Source organism: Streptomyces sp. NPDC091371 (assembly GCF_040684275.1).
Lineage (GTDB): Bacteria > Actinomycetota > Actinomycetes > Streptomycetales > Streptomycetaceae > Streptomyces.
Genome location: NZ_JBFBFP010000010.1, coordinates 183410 through 200437 on the forward strand (window position 1 = coordinate 183410; position 17028 = coordinate 200437).

A 17028-nucleotide genomic window follows, 5' to 3' on the forward strand; every position below is an offset into this window, starting at 1 on the left:
GTTCAGCTGCCGTTGCCGTAGCGCCCGGTGTCGATCTCCCAGCGGTGGTAGCCGGCGATCCAGGCGGCGAGGCCGTCGACGTACCGGCGGGCGGCCTCACGTCCGGCCGGGGGAAGGCCGAGGTGGTCAGAGATTTCGGGCACCCGGTCGGACAACTCCACGAACCGGTCGACCATCCTCTGGGCCTCGCGCATCACCACGACGGCCGCCTCCTCGGGGGTGCCGCCGCGCTCCTCGCGGACGATCATCACCAGGTTGGCGACATCGCCCCGGGCGAGTTCCTGGGTGTAGGAGTGCACGTCGTTCGTGAACGACGGTATGTCGGCGGCCAGCTGGCGCATCCGGCGGAAGACCGGGTGGTGCAGCACCTCCTGCGGCAACTCGAACCGGTTGAGCCGCTCGACCATGTCGAAGAGGGTCTCCATGGCGGCCGTGCCCCGGCGGAGCGCCAGGTACTCCTCCCGGTCCGGGAGCCGGCCGGAGAGCCGGCCGGCGGCCTCGGCGGGGTGGCAGGCGAAGTACCACTCCCAGTTGTAGGCGGACCGGGCCCGCCACCGGGCGGACATGCCGCGCAGGCTGCGCTCCCAGAGGTCGGCGAAGGCCCGCTCGACGGGGGTACGGGCGCCGGGCGCGGGGCCGTTCCCGTGCAGGAGGGCCGTCAGGCGGCTGCAGACCTCCGCCACTCGCGCCGGGGCCCGGCCGAGGTCCGTGTCGAACCGGTCGTCGAAGAAGAAGTAGAAGCCGAGCAGGTCAACGGCAAGGGCGAGGTCATCGCCGGCACAGTCGGGGCTGGTCAAGGCTGCGAGGCGGGGCACGTCCCACTTGTCGTACACCGTCCGGTCGATGGCTCCGTCAAGCCCTGCGTGACGCAGTAGCCACTCTCGGTGCCACTCTGCGATGTACCCCTGGCTCGGATTGCTGCGTGACGGAAACGGCAGATCGAGCATGGCGACGTCGAACACTGGCCCCCCAGAGATTGATCCCGGGTGATCCAGAAACGCCCCCCGGCGCGACCGAAGAGTACGCGACATGATCACTAACTGTCGGGAATGACAGGCGAGTCGCTCGCGAGCCTTCTTGCCGGGCGCCGGCGAGAACCCCTCCTCCGGCACCGCGAACAAGCTGCGGAGGTTCATCGGAGGGCCGATTCGCCAGTGCGTTCCGCCGTGCGGGGTGCGGGTGCGGGCCGTAGAGCGTCCGTTCGGGTGGCGTCATCCCTTCGCCGACGCCAAGTGCCGCTGGAAGCGCGCCGGTCCGTGCTCTGCTGTGGCATCGGCCGGAAGACGGCCGTCCGCGGGCCCGCCCGCTGTTCGTGGCAGGCCCGCCCCAACAGCGAAGGAGGACTGATGTCGCGCAACCGGAAGGACCGGCGAAGCCGGAGCCCGATCGGCCAACTGCTGGCCCTTGCAGTCTTGTTGGCCGCTGCCTTGTTGGACGTCTCGGGTGCCCACGCCGCCGCGGTCCACTCCAAACCGAAGCCCGACTGGGACGCCATCGCCCGCTGTGAATCCAGCGGGAACTGGCGGGCGAACACCGGCAACGGCCATTACGGCGGGTTGCAGTTCACCCAGTCGAGCTGGAACCTGGCGGGAGGCCGCAGGTACGCACCGCGCGCCGACCTCGCCACGAAGGCGCAGCAGATCGCGACGGCGAGAAGACTCGCCAAGATCCAGGGCATGGGGGCCTGGACCTGCGCACGGCGCCGCTGAGCGCCCCCGCGCCGGGTCACGCCGAGCGCAGCGCGTCGGTGGGGGAGGCCCGGGCGGCCCGCAGCGCCGGATGGATCCCCGCGAGCGCGGCCACCACCACCGACACCGCCGGGCCCGCGAACAGCATGGGGAGCGGAACGGCCACCGGCCAGCCCTGGACCAGCGCGTAGCCGTACACGGTCAGCCCGCCGAGCAGCAGCCCGCCCAGCCCGCCGGTGAAGCCCATCAGCACGGCCTCCAGTAGGAACTGCGCCGCGATCTGGCCGCTCCGGGCGCCCAGCGCGCGGCGCAGCCCGATCTCGCCGCGCCGTTCCATCACTCCGACGACCATGGTGTTGGCGATGCCGACGCCGCCCACCAGCAGCGCCACGCCCGCCAGGGCGAGGACGAGCCCGGTCAGCGTGTCCTCCGTCTCGGCGCGGGCCGCGAGGAGATCGGAGGGCCGACTGACCGCGACCATGGTCGGGTTGCCGGGATTCGCGCCGGCCGCCGCCACGGCCTGGACCTGCGGGACGCGTTCGGCGTACGACCGCAGGTACACGGTCGCGGCGGTACCGTCCGCGCCCAGGTGGGCGACCGCCTGCGGCCAGCCGACCAGCGCCGACGTGCCCAGCTCGGGGGCGAGTTCGTTCGGGGCCAGGATCCCGGCGACCTTGTACCACTGCCCGCCCAGCCACACCCGCTCGCCGGGCCCGGTGACACCGAGGCGCTGCGCGGACTGGTCGCCGAGTACGGTCACCGGCAGGTTCTCGCTCGCGGCGTCCAGCCACTGCCCGCTGCGCAGGGTGGCGCGCAGCACGTCGAGGAGGTTGAGCCGGGCGGCCAGCACGGTGATGCTGCCGGTCTGTTGCCCGGGCACCAGGTCGTTGCGGTACACGTGCGCGGTGGTGGCCCCGGTCGCGGTGGTCTGCTGCACGGGCCCGATGGCGGAGAGCATCTTCTCGGCGGTCACCGGAAGCGGCACCAACTGCTGGTCGGGGCCCTTGCCGGGGGCCACGGTGATCAGGTTGGAGCCGAGCTGGTCCAGGCGTTCCAGCAGGTGTTCCTGGTTCGACTGGGAGATCCCGGTGACCGCGACGACGGCGGCGATGCCCAGCGAGATGCCGAGCGCGGACAGCGCGGAACGCAGTCTGCGGGTACGCGGCCCGATCATGCCGAGGCGCAGCAGGTCCGCCGGACGCAGCCGGGTGCGGCGCGGAACGGTCATCGGACGGCTCCCGCCGGCTGCGGGACGCGTACGTCGAACTCGACGCGCCCGTCGTGGATACCGATCCGCCGGGGGAACGACGCGGCCAGCTCGCGGTCGTGGGTGATCACCACGACCGTGGTGCCGTCGGCGTTCAGGGTGCGCAGCAACTCGACCACGGCGGTGCCCGAGACGCTGTCCAGCGCGCCGGTGGGCTCGTCGGCCAGCAGCAGCGCAGGCCGCCCGATCAGCGCACGCGCGATCGCGACGCGCTGCTTCTCGCCGCCCGACAACTGGTCGGCGCGGTGGCCGAGCCGGTGCCCGAGCCCGACGGAGCGCAGCGCTTCGGCCGCCCGCGCACGCCGCTCGGAGACCGGCGCCCCGCCGTACAGCAGCCCGGTGGCGACGTTCTCGACGGTGGTGAGTCCCGGCATCAGGAAGAACTGCTGGAACACGAACCCGATCCGGTGCGCCCGCAGCGCGGCCAGTTCCGGGTCGGACAGACCGGCCAGGTCGCGGCCCTCGAAACGCAGCCGGCCCGAGGTGGGCCGGTCCAGCGAACCGAGCAGCGCGAGCAGGGTGGACTTGCCGGAACCGGAGGGGCCGACGACGGCGAGGAGCTCGCCGGCCTCGATGGTGAGATCGATGCCGTGCAGGACGCGCAGCGGGGGCGTGCCCGGATACTCCTTGACGATGCCGGACAGCTCCAGGACGGGGGCCGCGTGCGGCGGCGGGGGAGACGTCACTTGGGGATCACCACCCGCGCGCCGGGCCGCACGTCGCCGGTGATCTGCGCCTTGGCGTCGGCGATCAGACCCAGTTGGACCCTGACGAGCCGGGGGGCCGGGCCGTCGGAGCGATCGGAGCCGTCGGCGACGCGTACGCCGTAGCCGCCGCCGTCCAGCGCGAGCAACGCGGTGACCGGGACGACGAGCGCGTTGTCGGCCGTGTCGCCCACCACGCTGACGGTCACCGCGTACAGTCCCGCCCGCTGCGCCTGCTCCTGGCCGTCCAGCGCGATCGTGACGGTGGTCTTGGCGCCCGAACCGTCCCCGGAGCCGCCCGACTTGTCGTCCCCGCCGCCGGCGGAGCCGCGTACCAGGGAGCGGATGCGCCCCTCGACGACGGTTCCGTCGGCCAGCTTGACCCGGGCCCGCCCGTCCGGCTTGAACCGGGAGATCTGGTTCTCGGCGGGCTGCGCGGTGACCACGAGGTCGGTACGGGTGACGGTCACGACCGAGGAGCCGCTCACGGCCGCGCCGATCTGCGCGGAGACCTGCTGCACGCGCGCGGACTCCTGCGGCAGCATGGCGACGCCGCCCAGCGGCACCGTGCCCGATTCCAGCAGCCCCAGCGACCTCTGCCAGCGCTTCACGGCGGCGGCGGTGGCCGGGGTGAACTTCCGGTCGGCGGTCAGGGCGAGGCCCTTCGCGTGGCCCAGCTTGACCAGGTTGCGTTCGAGCTGCTCGACGTCGGGGCCCTCGGACACGTCGGGGCCCAGGTCGCGCCAGAGCGGGCGGTCGCCGGTCATCAGCACCACCGGTTGCCCGTCGACCTCGTAGAGCGTCTCGCCGGCCCTGACGACGGCGCCGACGACGGGCAGCCCCGTGAGGGTGCCCTTGCCCGACGCGACGACCGGGGTGGGGGCGTCGTACGCGAGCGCGCCGGTGAGCTGGATGCTGCTGGACAGCGAGCCCTGCTCCACCGGGACCAGGTCGTACGGGACGGCCGACTGCTTCGCGGTCCCGTGGTCGCGGTCCCACGGACGGGCGACGGCGACCGCCGCCGCCCCGGCCGCCATGGCGACCACCAGCACCGGGACGACGATCCTGCCGTGCTTCCTCCTGCGCCCCCGCCCCCGCCCGGGCCCGTGCTCTTCGCCGGCGGGCGCCTCGGACTCCGCGGACTCCGCGGTGCGGTTCACGGTCACTCGCCTATCCGGTAGCCGGGCAGCGGGAACTGCGGGTCGCAGGCGCGCCCGGCGGCATCCCACTTGCCGGCGTCGAACGCTGCGCGCGGGATGATGACGATCCCCTCCTTGGGATCCGGATCGGGCATGTCGGGGTAGCCGTTCTTGCGCGCGCACGTGACCCACGTGCGGGCCATCTCGACGAACTTGGCCTGGTCGGCGCGCTGGACCTGGTGGATGCCGGGCACCTTCTCGTCGCACAGCCGGGCAGCCGTGTCGTAGCCGGGCGGCAGCCCGCTGTCGGTACTGGCCGCCGGGAAGCCGATGTTGCCGTCCTTGTCCTGCTCGACGCTGGTCTGGCCCTGCTTGTGCATGCAGTCGACCCAGGCCCGGCGCACCGCGTTGTCGTCCTGCGGCTTGCCCTTGCCCTTGCCCTTGCCCGGGCCCGTGCTGCCGGCACCGGCCACCTCGGGTACCGGGTCGCCGGACGAGCAGCCGGCCGAGGCCAGTACCGCCGCCGCGGCACCCGCGGCCAGCACGCCTCGTACGGACCGGGACCGGAACCGGCCGCGCGTCGTGGATGGGCTTCGCATGTCCCACACTCCCTGTGCGTTCCTGATGACCGCCCAAGTTCTACGGGCCGCGTCGTGAGCCACCCGTGATCGCGCGCCTAACCGCCGGCTAACACGCGGGCGGGCAGGCTGGTCCCCGGCGCCGGCGCGGGCGGAACAGCGGCGGCACGGGCGAGTGGAGTGGGACGCGATGCGGGTGTTGATCGTCGAGGACGAGCGGGAACTGGCCGGGATGCTCGCCGACGGGCTGCGGGGCGAGGGCATGGTCTGCGACGTCACCCACGACGGGCTGGAGGCGCTCCGGCGGCTCGGCGACCGCGACTACGACGTCGTGATCCTGGACCGCGACCTGCCCGGGCTGAGCGGTGACGGGGTGTGCCGGGCGCTCGCCACCATGGACCATCCGGCCAGGATCCTGATGCTCACCGCCGCCGACACGCTGTCCGACCTCGTCGAAGGCCTCGGCCAGGGCGCCGACGACTACATGGCCAAGCCGTTCTCCTACCTGGAGCTCGTCGCCCGGCTGCGCGCGCTCGGCCGCCGCTCCTCCGGGAGCCGCTCCCCGGTCGTGCTGAGCCGGCGCGGAATCAGCCTGGACACCGTGCGCCGGGTCGCGGAACGCGGCGGCTGCCCGCTGAACCTGACCCCGAAAGAACTCGGCGTCCTGGAACTGCTGCTGGCCGCGGACGGCGCCCCGGTCGCCACCGACGAACTGCGGGACCGCCTGTGGGACCCGGCGCTCGACCCGGCCACCACCGCGGTCCGGGTCACCGTGCACGCGCTGCGCCGCAAGATCGGCGACCCGCCGCTGATCGTGCACGACCCGGGCTACGGATACCGGCTGTGAGCCACCTGCCGCTGCGCGGCCGGCTCACCCTCGTGACCACCGCCCTCTTCGCGGTGCTCGGCTGCGGGGTACTGGCGCTGAACTGGCTCAGTTCACGGCAGCTCATCCAGGCCAACCGCGACCTCGTCACCCCGGCCGCCGAGCTCGTGGCACCCCCGGCGCCCGTACCGAGCCCCACCGGGCACCCGGGCGACGGGACCGAGGCCGCCCTCACCACGCCGTCCCGGGCCTTCGACCACTTCCAGGACACCATCCTGGACGACCTGCTGATCCGCTCCGTGCTGCTGCTCACCGTCTTCACGGCCCTCGCCGCGCTGCCGGCGTGGTGGGCGAGCCGCCGCTCCCTGCACCGGCTGCACCAAGTGACGGCGGCCGCACGGCGGATCAGCACCGGCAGCAGCCTGGACGAGCGGCTCGCGCTCGACGGTCCGTACGACGAGATCCGCGAGCTGGGCGACACCTTCGACGCCATGCTCGACCGGCTCGACCGCAGCTTCACGGCCCAGCGGCGGTTCACCGCCCACGCCTCGCACGAGCTGCGCACCCCGCTCACCGTGCAGCGCACCGCGTTGGAGATCCCGCTGGCCCAGGGGCGGGTCCCGGACGACCTGCGGCCCGCCGTGCAGCGCGCGCTGGACGCGGGCGCGCGGACCGAGCGCCTGCTCTCGGCCCTGCTGACCCTGGCGCGCGGCGAGACCGCCCCGCTGACCCTCCGTACGACCGACCTGGCGGACGCCGCGCGGGCGGCGACGCACGACCTGGCCGACGAGGCCCGTACGGCCGGCGTCCGGGTCACGCTCGACGCGGCGGCCGCTCCGGTCGAGGGCGATCCCGCGCTGCTGCGGCAGGTCGCGCTGAACCTGCTGGCCAACGCGGTCCGCCACAACCACCGGGGCGGCACGGCCTCGCTCGCGACCGGCGTCGAGGGCGGAGCCGCGTTCCTGGAGGTCGCCAACACCGGCCCCGCCCTGACCCCGGAGGAGGTCCCCGCCCTGTTCGAGCCGTTCCAGCAGGGCCGTGAGCGCGGCAGCGGGTTCGGGCTCGGGCTCGCCGTGGTCCAGGCGATCACCGCCACGCACGGCGGCGAGGCCGTGGCCACGCCCCGCGCGGGCGGCGGGCTCACCGTGCGCGTGGTGCTGCCCGGCCGAACGGCCGGGCCCGGATCGGGATCGAGCACGCAGAGCACGCGGCCCGGCGGGTGACGTCAGGCGGCGGGCTTGCCCGGCTGGTCGTGGGTCGAGCAGTGGATGCCGCCGCCGCCGGAGGCGATCGTGTCGATGGCGACCGGCACGATGTCCCGCTGGGGGAAGTGCTCCTGCAGGATGGCGCGGGCCCGGTCGTCGGCCTTGCGGTCCCCGAACCTGGGGATGAAGACGGCGTCGTTGGCGATGTAGAAGTTGGCGTAGGTCGAGACGAAGTCGTCGCCCTCGCCGGTGATCCGGTTCAGGTCGGGCTGCGGGAGGTCGATGACCTCGAAGCGCCGGCCGCGGGCGTCCGTCGCCTTGGACAGGACGGACTTCGCCTGGTCGGCGGAGCGCGACCAGGAGTCCGCCGGGGTGCTGGGGTGCGCCCGGTCCAGCAGGACCACACCGGGGGCGACGAACCGTACGAGGCTGTCCACGTGGGCGTCGGTGATGTCCTCGCCGCGCACGCCCGCCAGCCACACCACCTTCTCGACGCCCAGGCTCTGCTTGAGCTCCGCCTCGATCGTGTCCCGGTTCTTGCCCCGGTTGCGGTTGTCGTTGACGATCGAGCTCTCGGTGATCAGCAGGGTGCCCTCGCCGTCGGTCTCGAAGGAGCCGCCCTCGGCGACCAGCGGGGCCTGGACCCGCGGGATCCCGTACTTCTGGAGCACGGTGCGCCCGACCTGGCCGTCGTTCTTGTGCTCCTGCTTGTTGCCCCAGCCGTTGAAGTTGAAGTCGACGCCGACGACCTTCCCGCCCTCCTCGACGAAGACCGGAACGGTGTCACGGGCCCACAGGTCGTCGACGGGCAGCGCGATGACCTCGACGTCGTTGCCGCAGGCCCGCTGGGCCGCGTCCACCTGATCGGGCCGGGCCATCATCACGACCGCCTCGTACTTCCCGACGGCCCGGGCGATCCGCGCGATGTCCTCGCGTACGTAGCGCAGGTCCCCCTCCCAGACCGAGTTCAGGGCGGGCCACGCCATGAAGGTGCGGGTGTGGCTCTCCCACTCGGCACCGAGGCGGCGCGCGCCGCCGCTCGCCGTGGCGGGCCGGGCGGACCCGGCTCCGGCGCCGGTCTGGGTTCCGGACCCGGAGGGGCCGCAGGCCGCGGCGCCCGCGACGATGGCGCCGATTCCGGCGAGCGTGCGAAGGACGGTCCGACGGGAGGAGGGCAGGAAGGACACGGGGAACTCCGATCGTGGGCTGGCGGAAGGGCTGCATCCGGCCAGGGCGGGCGCGGGCGTGCGGCGTAGGTCGACAAACCGGGCCCTACGGACAAGCGTGCGCGCTCCGCACCGCGAACGGCCGCTCAGTACGAAGAGTGAGGCGGCCTCGTGTCGTCACTGTGGCACTGACTGGAAATTCAGTCAATTCACGGACGGCGGGCAACCCAGACGGCCCGTTTCCACCCCGATCGCCTCGCGCAGCAGGCCGCGGGCGTGTTCCAGGGGGAGCAGACCGCTGAGCCAGCGCACGCTGAGCCCCTCCAGCAAGGCGGTCAGCCGCTCCGCGGCAGCCGTGACCGCGCCGGGCGGCGCGTCCGGGCACAGCTCGCCGAGGTGGCCCGCGACCTCGGCCACCCAGGCCGCGCCCGCGGCGGCGAGGTCGTCCCGCAGCTCCGGGTCGAAGACCGAGTGCGCCCGCAGCTCGCCCCAGGCCGTACTGTTCTCGCGTACCTCGGGCAGGTCCTGGAACTCCATCAGCAGCGTCTGCTCCAGGAGCTGCCGCGGATCGGACGGCCTGGCCGCGGCCTCGTCGTACCAGGTCGCGGTGTAGCGGTCCGCCCGGTCCCCGATGAACGCCAGGGCGTGCCGCAGGATGCCGGGCCGGTCCTTGAAGTGGTAGTAGACCAGGGCGGTGGACACGCCGGCCTCGGCCGCCAGGTCCGCCACGCGCAGCCCCCGCACGCCCTGGCGTGCGATGACCCGCGCGGCGCCCGTGAGGATGGCTCGTCTGCGGTCGGTCACTGTCTGATCCCTCCTGGCTGTGTGCGTCTCGCATTGTCACACATTGACTGAAACTTTAGTTAGCGGCACGATGCCGCAGGTCACTGCCGCACCGTTGAAAGAGCCACCCATGCCCCACCAGCCCCCCGGCGCAGAGCCCACACCCACGGCACTGTCCGCCGACGACCCGTACGAGATCGGCGGCTACCGCCTCCACGCCCGACTCGGCTCCGGCGGCATGGGGGTGGTCTACCTGGCGTACACGCCCGGGGGCCGCCCGATCGCGCTGAAGGCCGTCCGCAGGGAGTTCGCCGAGGACCCCGAGTTCCGCGAGCGGTTCGCCCAGGAGGTGGCCAGCGCCCGCCGGATCCACGGCCTGTTCACGGCCCAGGTGGTCGACTCCGGGGTCGACGACCGCACGCCGTGGCTGGCCACGGCCTACGTGCCCGGCCCCTCGCTGCACGAGGTGGTGCGCCGGCACGGGCCGCTTCCGGTGCGCACGGTCCTGCTGCTCGTCGCGGGCATCGCCGAGGCGCTCCAGGCCATCCACCGGGCGGGCGTGGTCCACCGCGACCTGAAGCCCGCCAACGTGCTGGTCGCACAGGACGGCCCCCGGGTGATCGACTTCGGCATCGCCCGGGCGGCCGACGCGGCCGCCCTCACCGGCACGGGCCTGCGGATCGGCACGGCGGGCTTCATGGCGCCCGAGCAGGCGCTGGGCCGTCCGGTGACGGCGGCCACCGACGTCTTCGCCCTCGGAACGCTCGCCGCCTACGTGGCGGGCGGGGTCCCGCCCTTCGGGACCGGGCCGGAGTCCGGCGCCCTGTACCGGGTGGTCCACGAGCTCCCCGACCTCGGCAGCGTCCCCCGCGACCTGCACGACCTCATCTCGTGGTGCCTGGCCAAGAGCCCCGAGGACCGTCCCGCGACCGTCGAGCTGATCACGTACGTGCACGCGCACCCCGCGGTGGGCCCGCGGCCGGAGTTCACCGACGGCTGGCTGCCCCGCCCGGTCCGGGACGAGGTCGGGGGCCGGGGCGGTGCCGGGTGGTCCGCCCCGGCGCACCTCCAGGCGACCCGGGCGGCGCCCGCGCACCCGGCCCCGGAACGCGGCGCCCCGGTCGCTCCCGCGCCGCCCGGCGCCGGGTCCCACCTCCTGACGGCCCAGGTCCCGATGCGCACGCAGGCCGCACCGTCGGCCCATGTCCCGCTCGCCGCCCACGCGGCCCCCGCACCCGCCGCCCACGCGGCCCCCGCCCAGGCCCCCGTCCAAGCCCCGGCTCCGGCGCCCGGCCCGGGTCCCGGCCGCCGTGCGCCGAGGCGCGGGCGGCGGCTGCCGGCGATGGCCCTCGCGGCGGCCGTGACGCTGCTGGCCTGCGCCGGAGCCGTGTACTACCTGGACGAACCCGTGGGGGAGGAGCCGGGCCCCCAGGCGAGTCCCAGCACCGCGCCCTCCCCGTCCGCGGCCGCCCCCGGCTACCTCCCCGGTTACGCGAAGGCCCGGCTCACCGCCCCCGACTCCGGCTACGAGTTCGACCTGAAGACGGGGAAGGTGGTGCCCGCGGAATCCGCCACCTGGTACCTGGCGCGCGAGGGCCAGGCGTTCGTGCCGTCCGAGGAGTCGGACGCCTTCGTGGCCGACTCCTCGGAGCTGACGGCCGCCGAGTGCGCGCACGGCATCGAGACCCGGCCGGCCGCCGCCCTGCCGCTCGGCGCGCTCGCGAAGGCGCGGCCGTTCTGCGTGCGCAGCCCGGACCGCGGTGAGATCGCGATCGTGCGGCTCGTCGAAGCGGCCGACGACGGCTCCGTCACGATCGTCGCGGACCAGTACCGCCGGAGCTGACGCACCCGGGCCGGGCCGCCGGACGGTTCCGGTTGCCACTGCCCAGAGACTTGACTGAATTTTCAGTTAGCGCAAAGATGCCGAGTCATCCAGCCCCTCACCCCTCAGGGAGCCCTCATGGACACGCCCCGCGCCACCCGCCGCCGTCTGCTCCAGTTCGGAGCGGCGGCCCTGCCGCTCGCCGCCCTCGGACCGGTCCTCCCCTCGGCCGCGCAGGCGGCCCCCGCCTCCGGTGCGGGCACCGCGGCCCTGCGCATGCCCGAGGAGAGCGAGCCCCACGTCCGCACCTACATGGCCTGGCCCGCCCTCTCCTCGGTGTGGGGCACCAAGCTGGACGCCGTGCGCGGTGACATCGCCGATGTCGCGTACGAGATATCGCGCTTCGAGCCCGTCGTGATGCTGGCCCGCCCCGGCCAGGCCGCCGATGCCCGCTACCGCTGCGGGCGCGGTGCCCGCCACGCCGTCGACGTCATCGAGATCCCCAACGACGACCTCTGGATCCGCGATTTCGGCCCCACCTTCGTCGTCGGCCCCGGAGCGGTCGCGGGCGTGGACACCAACTTCAACGGCTGGGGCAAGACCGGCACGACGTACGCCCAGCCGTTCGCCAACGACGCGGCTGCCGCCGGCATCCTCCTGGGCGAGTACGGCGTGCGCCGGATCCAGGCGGGGTTCGTCGGCGAGGGCGGCTCGCTGGAGACCGACGGCGAGGGCACCCTGCTGGCCACGGTCAGCTCGCTGGTCAACGCCAACCGCAACCCGGGCATGAGCCAGGACCAGGTCGAGCAGGCCCTGAAGCCGGCGCTCGGCATCGACAAGGTCATCTGGGTCCCCGGCCTGGCCGGCCAGGACATCACCGACTGCCACATCGACTGCCTGGCCCGCTTCACCGCCCCGGGCCGGGTCATCCTGGACAAGCCCGGAGCCGGCGCCGACCCCAAGTGGGTCGCCGTCTACGAGGAGACCAGGCGGATCCTGGACACCGCGACCGACGCCCGCGGTCGCCGGCTCGCCGTCACGGAACTCCCCGGCCCCGACCGCAGCCGCATCCGCGGCAAGGGGGCGGAGTTCCTGTCCAGCTACACCAACTACTACACGGTGAACGGCGCGGTCATCGCGCCCCAGTTCGGCGACGGATACGCCGACGGCCTGGCGTACGGCATCCTGCAGGCCGCCTACCCCGGCCGGCAGGTGGTGCAGGTCGGCATCGACAACATCGCCGGCGGCGGTGGCGGCATCCACTGCGCGACCCAGTCGCACCCGGCCGTCCCGCCGGTGGCCTGATGCCCGCGTACGCCTGCTCCCGACGGCCCCGGTAAGGTGCGGGTCATGGCGTCTCGCAGCACTCAGATCCTCGAAGCGGCCGCCCGGGTGATTGCCCGGCGCGGGGTCCGCGGGCTGCGCGTGGAGGAACTCGCCGCCGAGGCCGGCGTCTCCACCGCCCTGATCTACTACCACTTCAAGGACCGCACGGGGGTCCTGCGCCAGACCCTCGAATTCATCAACGACCGCGCCGAGCGCTACACCACCGACCGCGACCCGGACGAACCTCCGCTCACCCCTCGGGAGGAGCTGGAGGAGACCCTGCTGCTGGAGCTCCAGGACACCGCGGAAGTACGGGAGAACAGCTCGGCCTGGGGTGAACTGCGGGCGAGCGCCGTCTTCGACGAGGTGCTGCGCGAGGACCTCGCCCGGGCCACCCTGGTGTGGGTCCAGGAGGTCGCCGCGCTGCTGGGCCAGGTCCAGCCGATGGCGCCCGCCTCGTCGCTCGCGGCCGCGGCCGAACGGCTCACCGCCCTCCTGGAGGGGCTCAGCATGCGCTGGCTCAGCGGGGGCATCAGGATCGGCCATGCGCGGGAGCTCATGCGCGGCGCGGTCGACGCCGAACTGGCGGGACTCCGGCAGAGCTGACGCCCCCCGGCGCCCGTCCGCGAGGCGGGCGCCGCAGGGGAGGCGTGTGCCCTCCAGGTGTCCCAGGATCCCTTTCCCTCATGGCCGGAACCTTTCGCCGTCCCGTCTATTGACTGAATTTTCAGTCAATGCCAGAGTGAGAGCCGCGCCGCCGACGGCTCCACAGAGCCCCGATCCGGACGGCTCTCATTCTCTCCATTCCGCCACCGAGGCCCCCGACGCCGCGCGCCCAGCGCACTCGGCCGGCCCGCGGCCCCGGTGGCCCATCGCACCAGCCTTCCGAAGGAAGGAATGATCATGCCCCTGACGCCCACCGAGCGGGACCGGCTCCTGCTGTTCACCGCCGCCGAACTGGCCCGGGCCCGCCACGCGCGGGGCCTTCGGCTCAACGTCCCGGAGGCGACCGCTGTGATCGCCGACACGGTGTGCGAGGCGGCGCGCGACGGCCTCCGCCTCGCCGACGCCCTCGCGCGCGGCCGCGGCGTCCTCGGCCCGGACGACGTCCTGCCCGGCGTCGTCGACATCGTGACCGAGGTGATGGTCGAGGCGGTGTTCGAGGACGGCACCCGGCTCGCGGCGATCAGCGACCCCTTCGGGGAGCGCCTCCACGACGACACTGCGCCCGGCGCCGTACTTCCGGCCGCCGACACCGTCGAGGCCGTCGTACCGGCTCTGGTCCTCGCCGTGCGCAACACCGCGACCGTCCCGATCAGCGTGACCTCGCACTTCCACTTCTTCGAGGCCAACCCGCGCCTGGACTTCGACCGCGCCGCCGCCTACGGCATGCGCCTGGCCGTCGCCGCGGGGTCGTCCACCCGCTTCGACGCGGGCTCCACCGCCGAGGTGGGCCTCGTCCCCATCGGCGGCGACCGCATCGCCATCGGCTTCGCCGGCCTGGTGGACGGCCCGCTCGACGCCCCCGGAGTCAAGTCGCTCGCGCTGGAGCGTGCGGCGGCGTGCGGCTACCTCGGGGCCGGCGCCCCGGCAGGCGGGCCCGAAGAAGGGACGACGGCATGAGCAGGCAGACACCGCACAGCGACCACAGCGCGCACTGCGCACCGGGCAGCCGGCACATCGACCCGCACGAGTACGCCGCGGTGCACGGCCCGAGGGCCGGGGACCGGGTGCGGCTGGGCGATTCGGGGCTCGTCGTGCGGGTGGAGTCGGACGCGCAGAAGCCCGGTGACGAGTTCCTTGCCGGTTTCGGCAAGACGGCCCGTGACGGCCTCCATTTGAAGGCCGCGGCCGTCCGCGAGACCTGCGACGTCGTGATCAGCAACGTGCTGGTGATCGACGCGGTGCTCGGTATCCGCAAGGTGTCGATCGGCGTCCGCGAGGGCCGGATCCACGCGATCGGCCGGGCCGGCAACCCCGACACCCTCGACGGCGTCGACGTCGTCGTCGGAACCGGCACGACCATGATCTCGGGCGAGGGCCTCATCGCCACCGCGGGCGCCGTCGACACCCACGTCCACCTGCTCTCCCCGCGCATCATGGAAGCCTCCCTCGCGAGCGGCGTGACCACGATCATCGGCCAGGAGATAGGGCCGAGTTGGGGCGTGGGCGTCAACTCGCCGTGGGCGCTGAAGCACGGGTTCAACGCCTTTGACGCCTGGCCCGTCAACATCGGCTTCCTGGCCCGCGGTTCCTCTTCGGACCAGGCCCCCTTGGTCGAGGCCCTCGCCGAGGGCGGCGCCTGCGGGTTCAAGGTGCACGAGGACATGGGCGCCCACACCCGGGCCCTGGACACCGCGCTGCGGGTGGCGGAAGAGCACGACGTTCAGGTCGCGTTGCACAGCGACGGCCTGAACGAGTGCCTCTCCGTCGAGGACACCCTGCGGGTGCTGGAGGGCCGCACGATCCACGCCTTCCACATCGAGGGCTGCGGCGGCGGGCACGTCCCGAACGTGCTCAAGATGGCGGGCGTGCCGAACGTCATCGGCTCCTCCACCAACCCGACCCTGCCCTTCGGCCGGGACGCGGTCGCCGAGCACTACGGCATGATCGTCTCGGTCCACGCGCTGAAGCCCGACCTGCCCGGCGACGCCGCCATGGCCCGCGACCGGATCCGGGCCGGGACCATGGGTGCCGAGGACGTCCTGCACGACCTGGGCGCGATCGCCATCACCTCCTCCGACGCGCAGGGGATGGGCCGGGCCGGCGAGACGGTCCGCCGCACCTTCGCCATGGCGGGGAAGATGAAGGCCGAACTCGGGCCCCTCCTTCCCCATGACGGGGAGACCGGCGATGGCGAGGGCGACGACAACGCCCGCGTCCTGCGCTACATCGCCAAGCTGACGATCAACCCGGCCATCGCCCACGGCCTGGCCCACGAGATCGGCTCGATCGAGGTCGGCAAGCTCGCCGACATCGTGCTCTGGCGCCCCCCGTTCTTCGGCGCCAAGCCCCAGCTGGTCCTCAAGTCCGGCTTCCCGGCCTACGGGGTCACCGGCGACCCCAACGCCGCCACGGACTGCTGCGAACCGCTGGTCCTCGGCCCGCTGTTCGGCGCCCACGGGGCCGCCCCCGCGGACCTGTCGGTGGCGTTCGTCAGCCGCGCCGCGGCCGAGTCGGGCTCCTTCGGGGCCCCGTACGACACCCTGGGCACCCGGCGCCGGCGGGTCGCCGTGCGGGGGACCCGGGGCATCGGCCCGAAGGACATGGTGGGCAACGCCCGCCTCGGGGACGTCCACGTGAACCCCCGCAGCGGCCTCGTCACGCTCGACGGGGAACCCCTGCGCTCCGAACCGGCCCAGCAGGTCTCCCTGAACCGCCTCTATTTCCTCTGAGGGCGCGTCCGCCCGCCTTCCGTTTCACCAGCTTCCGACTCTTGACTGAATTTTCAGTCGAGTGGAAGACTCTGCCGACGAAAGAAATGAGACACCCGATGGCTGAATACCGCATGCCCGCCGAGTGGTCCGAGCACGAGGGCACCCTGATGGCCTGGCCCACCCGCGAAGACCTGTGGGGAAGCGTGCTGGCCGACGTGAAGGAGGAGTACGCCAACGTCGCCCGCGCCATCGCGGCCTTCGAACCCGTGACGATGGTGGCCCCGCCCGGCCACGGCGACGACGCCCGCACCCACTGCGGCGACGGCGTCACCGTCATCGAGCTCCCGCTCGACGACTCCTGGTTCCGCGACTCCGCCCCGCTCTTCGTCCTCGACGCGGACGGCAACCGCGCCGGCGTCGACTTCCGCTTCAACGCCTGGGGCGGCAAGCACCACCCGTTCGACGCCGACGACCGGGTCAGCGCCCTGCTGCTGGACCACGTCGGGGCCGACCGCATCGCCTCCGACATGATCCTCGAAGGCGGCGCGATCACCGTCGACGGCGAAGGCACGCTGATCACCACCGAGCAGTGCCTGCTGCACCCCAACCGCAATCCCGGCCTGACCCGCGACGAGATCGAGGCCGAGCTGAAGGCCCGCCTCGGCGTCACCAAGGTCATCTGGCTCCCGTACGGCGGGCTCCTCGACACCGAGACCGACGGCCACGTCGACGGCGTCTGCGCCTTCGCCGCCCCCGGCACGGTCGTCGTCTCCCTGCCCGACAACCCCAACCACCCCGACTACGCCCGGATGCGCGCCAACCGTGCCGTGCTCGAAGCCTCCACCGACGCCCGGGGCCGCCGCCTGGAGATCGTCGACGTGCCGCAGACGGCCTTCGTCGACTTCGCCGACGGCGAGATCGAGGTGTCCTACCTGAACTACTACCTGGCCAACGGCGGCGTCGTCGTCCCGGTGGCGGGGCTGGCCCAGGACGAGGACGCCCTCGCCGTCATCGCCTCCGCCCACCCCGGCCGCAAGGTCGTCGGCGTACGCGCGCTCGCCATCGCGTTCGGCGGCGGCGGGGTCCACTGCATCACCCAGCAGATCCCCGCCGCACGTACCGGCGCGACCGCCGCCGGCTGACCCGG

General features: G+C 73.4%; 16 protein-coding genes. 9 read left to right on the plus strand and 7 right to left on the minus strand.

From position 1 onward, the window contains the following. Positions 1-2: 2 nt before the first annotated feature. A complete protein-coding gene (locus AB0O21_RS14635) occupies positions 3-833 on the minus strand; it encodes a terpene synthase family protein (RefSeq protein WP_365170914.1) in 831 nt (276 codons plus the stop codon). A gap of 513 nt (positions 834-1346) precedes the next feature. Here AB0O21_RS14635 and AB0O21_RS14640 point away from each other — a divergent pair. Beyond that, a complete protein-coding gene (locus AB0O21_RS14640; RefSeq protein ID WP_365170916.1) occupies positions 1347-1709 on the plus strand; it encodes a transglycosylase family protein in 363 nt (120 codons plus the stop codon). A gap of 16 nt (positions 1710-1725) precedes the next feature. Here the strand turns inward: AB0O21_RS14640 and AB0O21_RS14645 are convergent, their stop codons facing one another. The 4 genes from AB0O21_RS14645 to AB0O21_RS14660 are packed head-to-tail and all read right to left on the minus strand — an operon-like array spanning position 1726 to position 5397. Beyond that, positions 1726-2916, minus strand: coding sequence for an ABC transporter permease (locus AB0O21_RS14645; protein WP_365170918.1), 1191 nt, complete (start codon positions 2914-2916; stop codon positions 1726-1728). Continuing rightward, entirely contained in the window at positions 2913-3641 is a 729-nt protein-coding gene (locus AB0O21_RS14650; protein ID WP_365170920.1) for an ABC transporter ATP-binding protein, read from the minus strand. The genes AB0O21_RS14645 and AB0O21_RS14650 overlap by 4 nt, the downstream gene beginning before the upstream one ends. Further along, positions 3638-4819, minus strand: coding sequence for a peptidoglycan-binding domain-containing protein (locus AB0O21_RS14655; protein ID WP_365170922.1), 1182 nt, complete (start codon positions 4817-4819; stop codon positions 3638-3640). The genes AB0O21_RS14650 and AB0O21_RS14655 overlap by 4 nt, the downstream gene beginning before the upstream one ends. A gap of 2 nt (positions 4820-4821) precedes the next feature. Beyond that, positions 4822-5397 carry a hypothetical protein gene (locus AB0O21_RS14660; RefSeq protein ID WP_365170924.1) on the minus strand — a complete coding sequence of 192 codons (576 nt, stop codon included), beginning with the start codon at positions 5395-5397 and terminating at the stop codon, positions 4822-4824. A 169-nt stretch (positions 5398-5566) separates the two neighbouring features. Here AB0O21_RS14660 and AB0O21_RS14665 point away from each other — a divergent pair, with 169 nt between their 5' ends. Together AB0O21_RS14665 and AB0O21_RS14670 are read left to right on the plus strand one after the other, a co-directional pair. After that, the gene (locus AB0O21_RS14665) at positions 5567-6223 is read left to right on the plus strand and encodes a response regulator transcription factor (protein ID WP_365170926.1); all 657 of its coding nucleotides are present in this window, start codon (positions 5567-5569) and stop codon (positions 6221-6223) included. Then, positions 6220-7425 (plus strand): HAMP domain-containing sensor histidine kinase, encoded by a 1206-nt coding sequence (locus AB0O21_RS14670; protein WP_365170928.1) that lies wholly within the window; start codon positions 6220-6222, stop codon positions 7423-7425. The genes AB0O21_RS14665 and AB0O21_RS14670 overlap by 4 nt, the downstream gene beginning before the upstream one ends. Before the next feature lie 2 nt (positions 7426-7427). On the opposite strand, the gene AB0O21_RS14675 is transcribed toward AB0O21_RS14670, so the two are convergent. After that, complete coding sequence (locus tag AB0O21_RS14675) at positions 7428-8594, minus strand: agmatine deiminase family protein (protein ID WP_365170930.1); 1167 nt, start codon at positions 8592-8594, stop codon at positions 7428-7430. A 183-nt stretch (positions 8595-8777) separates the two neighbouring features. Continuing rightward, positions 8778-9377, minus strand: coding sequence for a TetR/AcrR family transcriptional regulator (locus AB0O21_RS14680; protein WP_365170932.1), 600 nt, complete (start codon positions 9375-9377; stop codon positions 8778-8780). Positions 9378-9486: 109 nt separating this feature from the next. Between AB0O21_RS14680 and AB0O21_RS14685 the strand changes: the two genes are divergently transcribed. The 6 genes from AB0O21_RS14685 (at position 9487) to AB0O21_RS14710 (ending at position 17023) form a co-directional block, all read left to right on the plus strand. Continuing rightward, positions 9487-11199 carry a serine/threonine-protein kinase gene (locus tag AB0O21_RS14685; protein WP_365170934.1) on the plus strand — a complete coding sequence of 571 codons (1713 nt, stop codon included), beginning with the start codon at positions 9487-9489 and terminating at the stop codon, positions 11197-11199. Between the two features lie 117 nt (positions 11200-11316). Next, positions 11317-12483: an agmatine deiminase family protein gene (locus tag AB0O21_RS14690; protein ID WP_365170936.1), complete on the plus strand. Its 1167-nt coding sequence runs from the start codon at positions 11317-11319 to the stop codon at positions 12481-12483. 45 nt (positions 12484-12528) lie between these two features. Next, entirely contained in the window at positions 12529-13110 is a 582-nt protein-coding gene (locus AB0O21_RS14695) for a helix-turn-helix domain-containing protein (RefSeq protein ID WP_365170937.1), read from the plus strand. A gap of 297 nt (positions 13111-13407) precedes the next feature. Further along, complete coding sequence (ureA, locus tag AB0O21_RS14700) at positions 13408-14127, plus strand: urease subunit gamma (RefSeq protein ID WP_365170939.1); 720 nt, start codon at positions 13408-13410, stop codon at positions 14125-14127. Beyond that, positions 14124-15899 carry an urease subunit alpha gene (locus AB0O21_RS14705; protein WP_365170941.1) on the plus strand — a complete coding sequence of 592 codons (1776 nt, stop codon included), beginning with the start codon at positions 14124-14126 and terminating at the stop codon, positions 15897-15899. The genes ureA and AB0O21_RS14705 overlap by 4 nt, the downstream gene beginning before the upstream one ends. Positions 15900-15997: 98 nt before the next feature. Further along, entirely contained in the window at positions 15998-17023 is a 1026-nt protein-coding gene (locus AB0O21_RS14710; RefSeq protein ID WP_365170943.1) for an agmatine deiminase family protein, read from the plus strand. Positions 17024-17028 lie beyond the last annotated feature (5 nt).

Coding starts and splice junctions, on each gene's coding strand:
- AB0O21_RS14705 (WP_365170941.1), top strand. CDS start 14,124: ATGAGCAGGCAGACACCGCACAGCGACCACAGCGCGCACTGCGCACCG.
- AB0O21_RS14640 (WP_365170916.1), top strand. CDS start 1,347: ATGTCGCGCAACCGGAAGGACCGGCGAAGCCGGAGCCCGATCGGCCAA.
- AB0O21_RS14695 (WP_365170937.1), top strand. CDS start 12,529: ATGGCGTCTCGCAGCACTCAGATCCTCGAAGCGGCCGCCCGGGTGATT.
- ureA (WP_365170939.1), top strand. CDS start 13,408: ATGCCCCTGACGCCCACCGAGCGGGACCGGCTCCTGCTGTTCACCGCC.
- AB0O21_RS14645 (WP_365170918.1), bottom strand. CDS start 2,916: ATGACCGTTCCGCGCCGCACCCGGCTGCGTCCGGCGGACCTGCTGCGC.
- AB0O21_RS14665 (WP_365170926.1), top strand. CDS start 5,567: ATGCGGGTGTTGATCGTCGAGGACGAGCGGGAACTGGCCGGGATGCTC.
- AB0O21_RS14690 (WP_365170936.1), top strand. CDS start 11,317: ATGGACACGCCCCGCGCCACCCGCCGCCGTCTGCTCCAGTTCGGAGCG.
- AB0O21_RS14710 (WP_365170943.1), top strand. CDS start 15,998: ATGGCTGAATACCGCATGCCCGCCGAGTGGTCCGAGCACGAGGGCACC.
- AB0O21_RS14660 (WP_365170924.1), bottom strand. CDS start 5,397: ATGCGAAGCCCATCCACGACGCGCGGCCGGTTCCGGTCCCGGTCCGTA.
- AB0O21_RS14685 (WP_365170934.1), top strand. CDS start 9,487: ATGCCCCACCAGCCCCCCGGCGCAGAGCCCACACCCACGGCACTGTCC.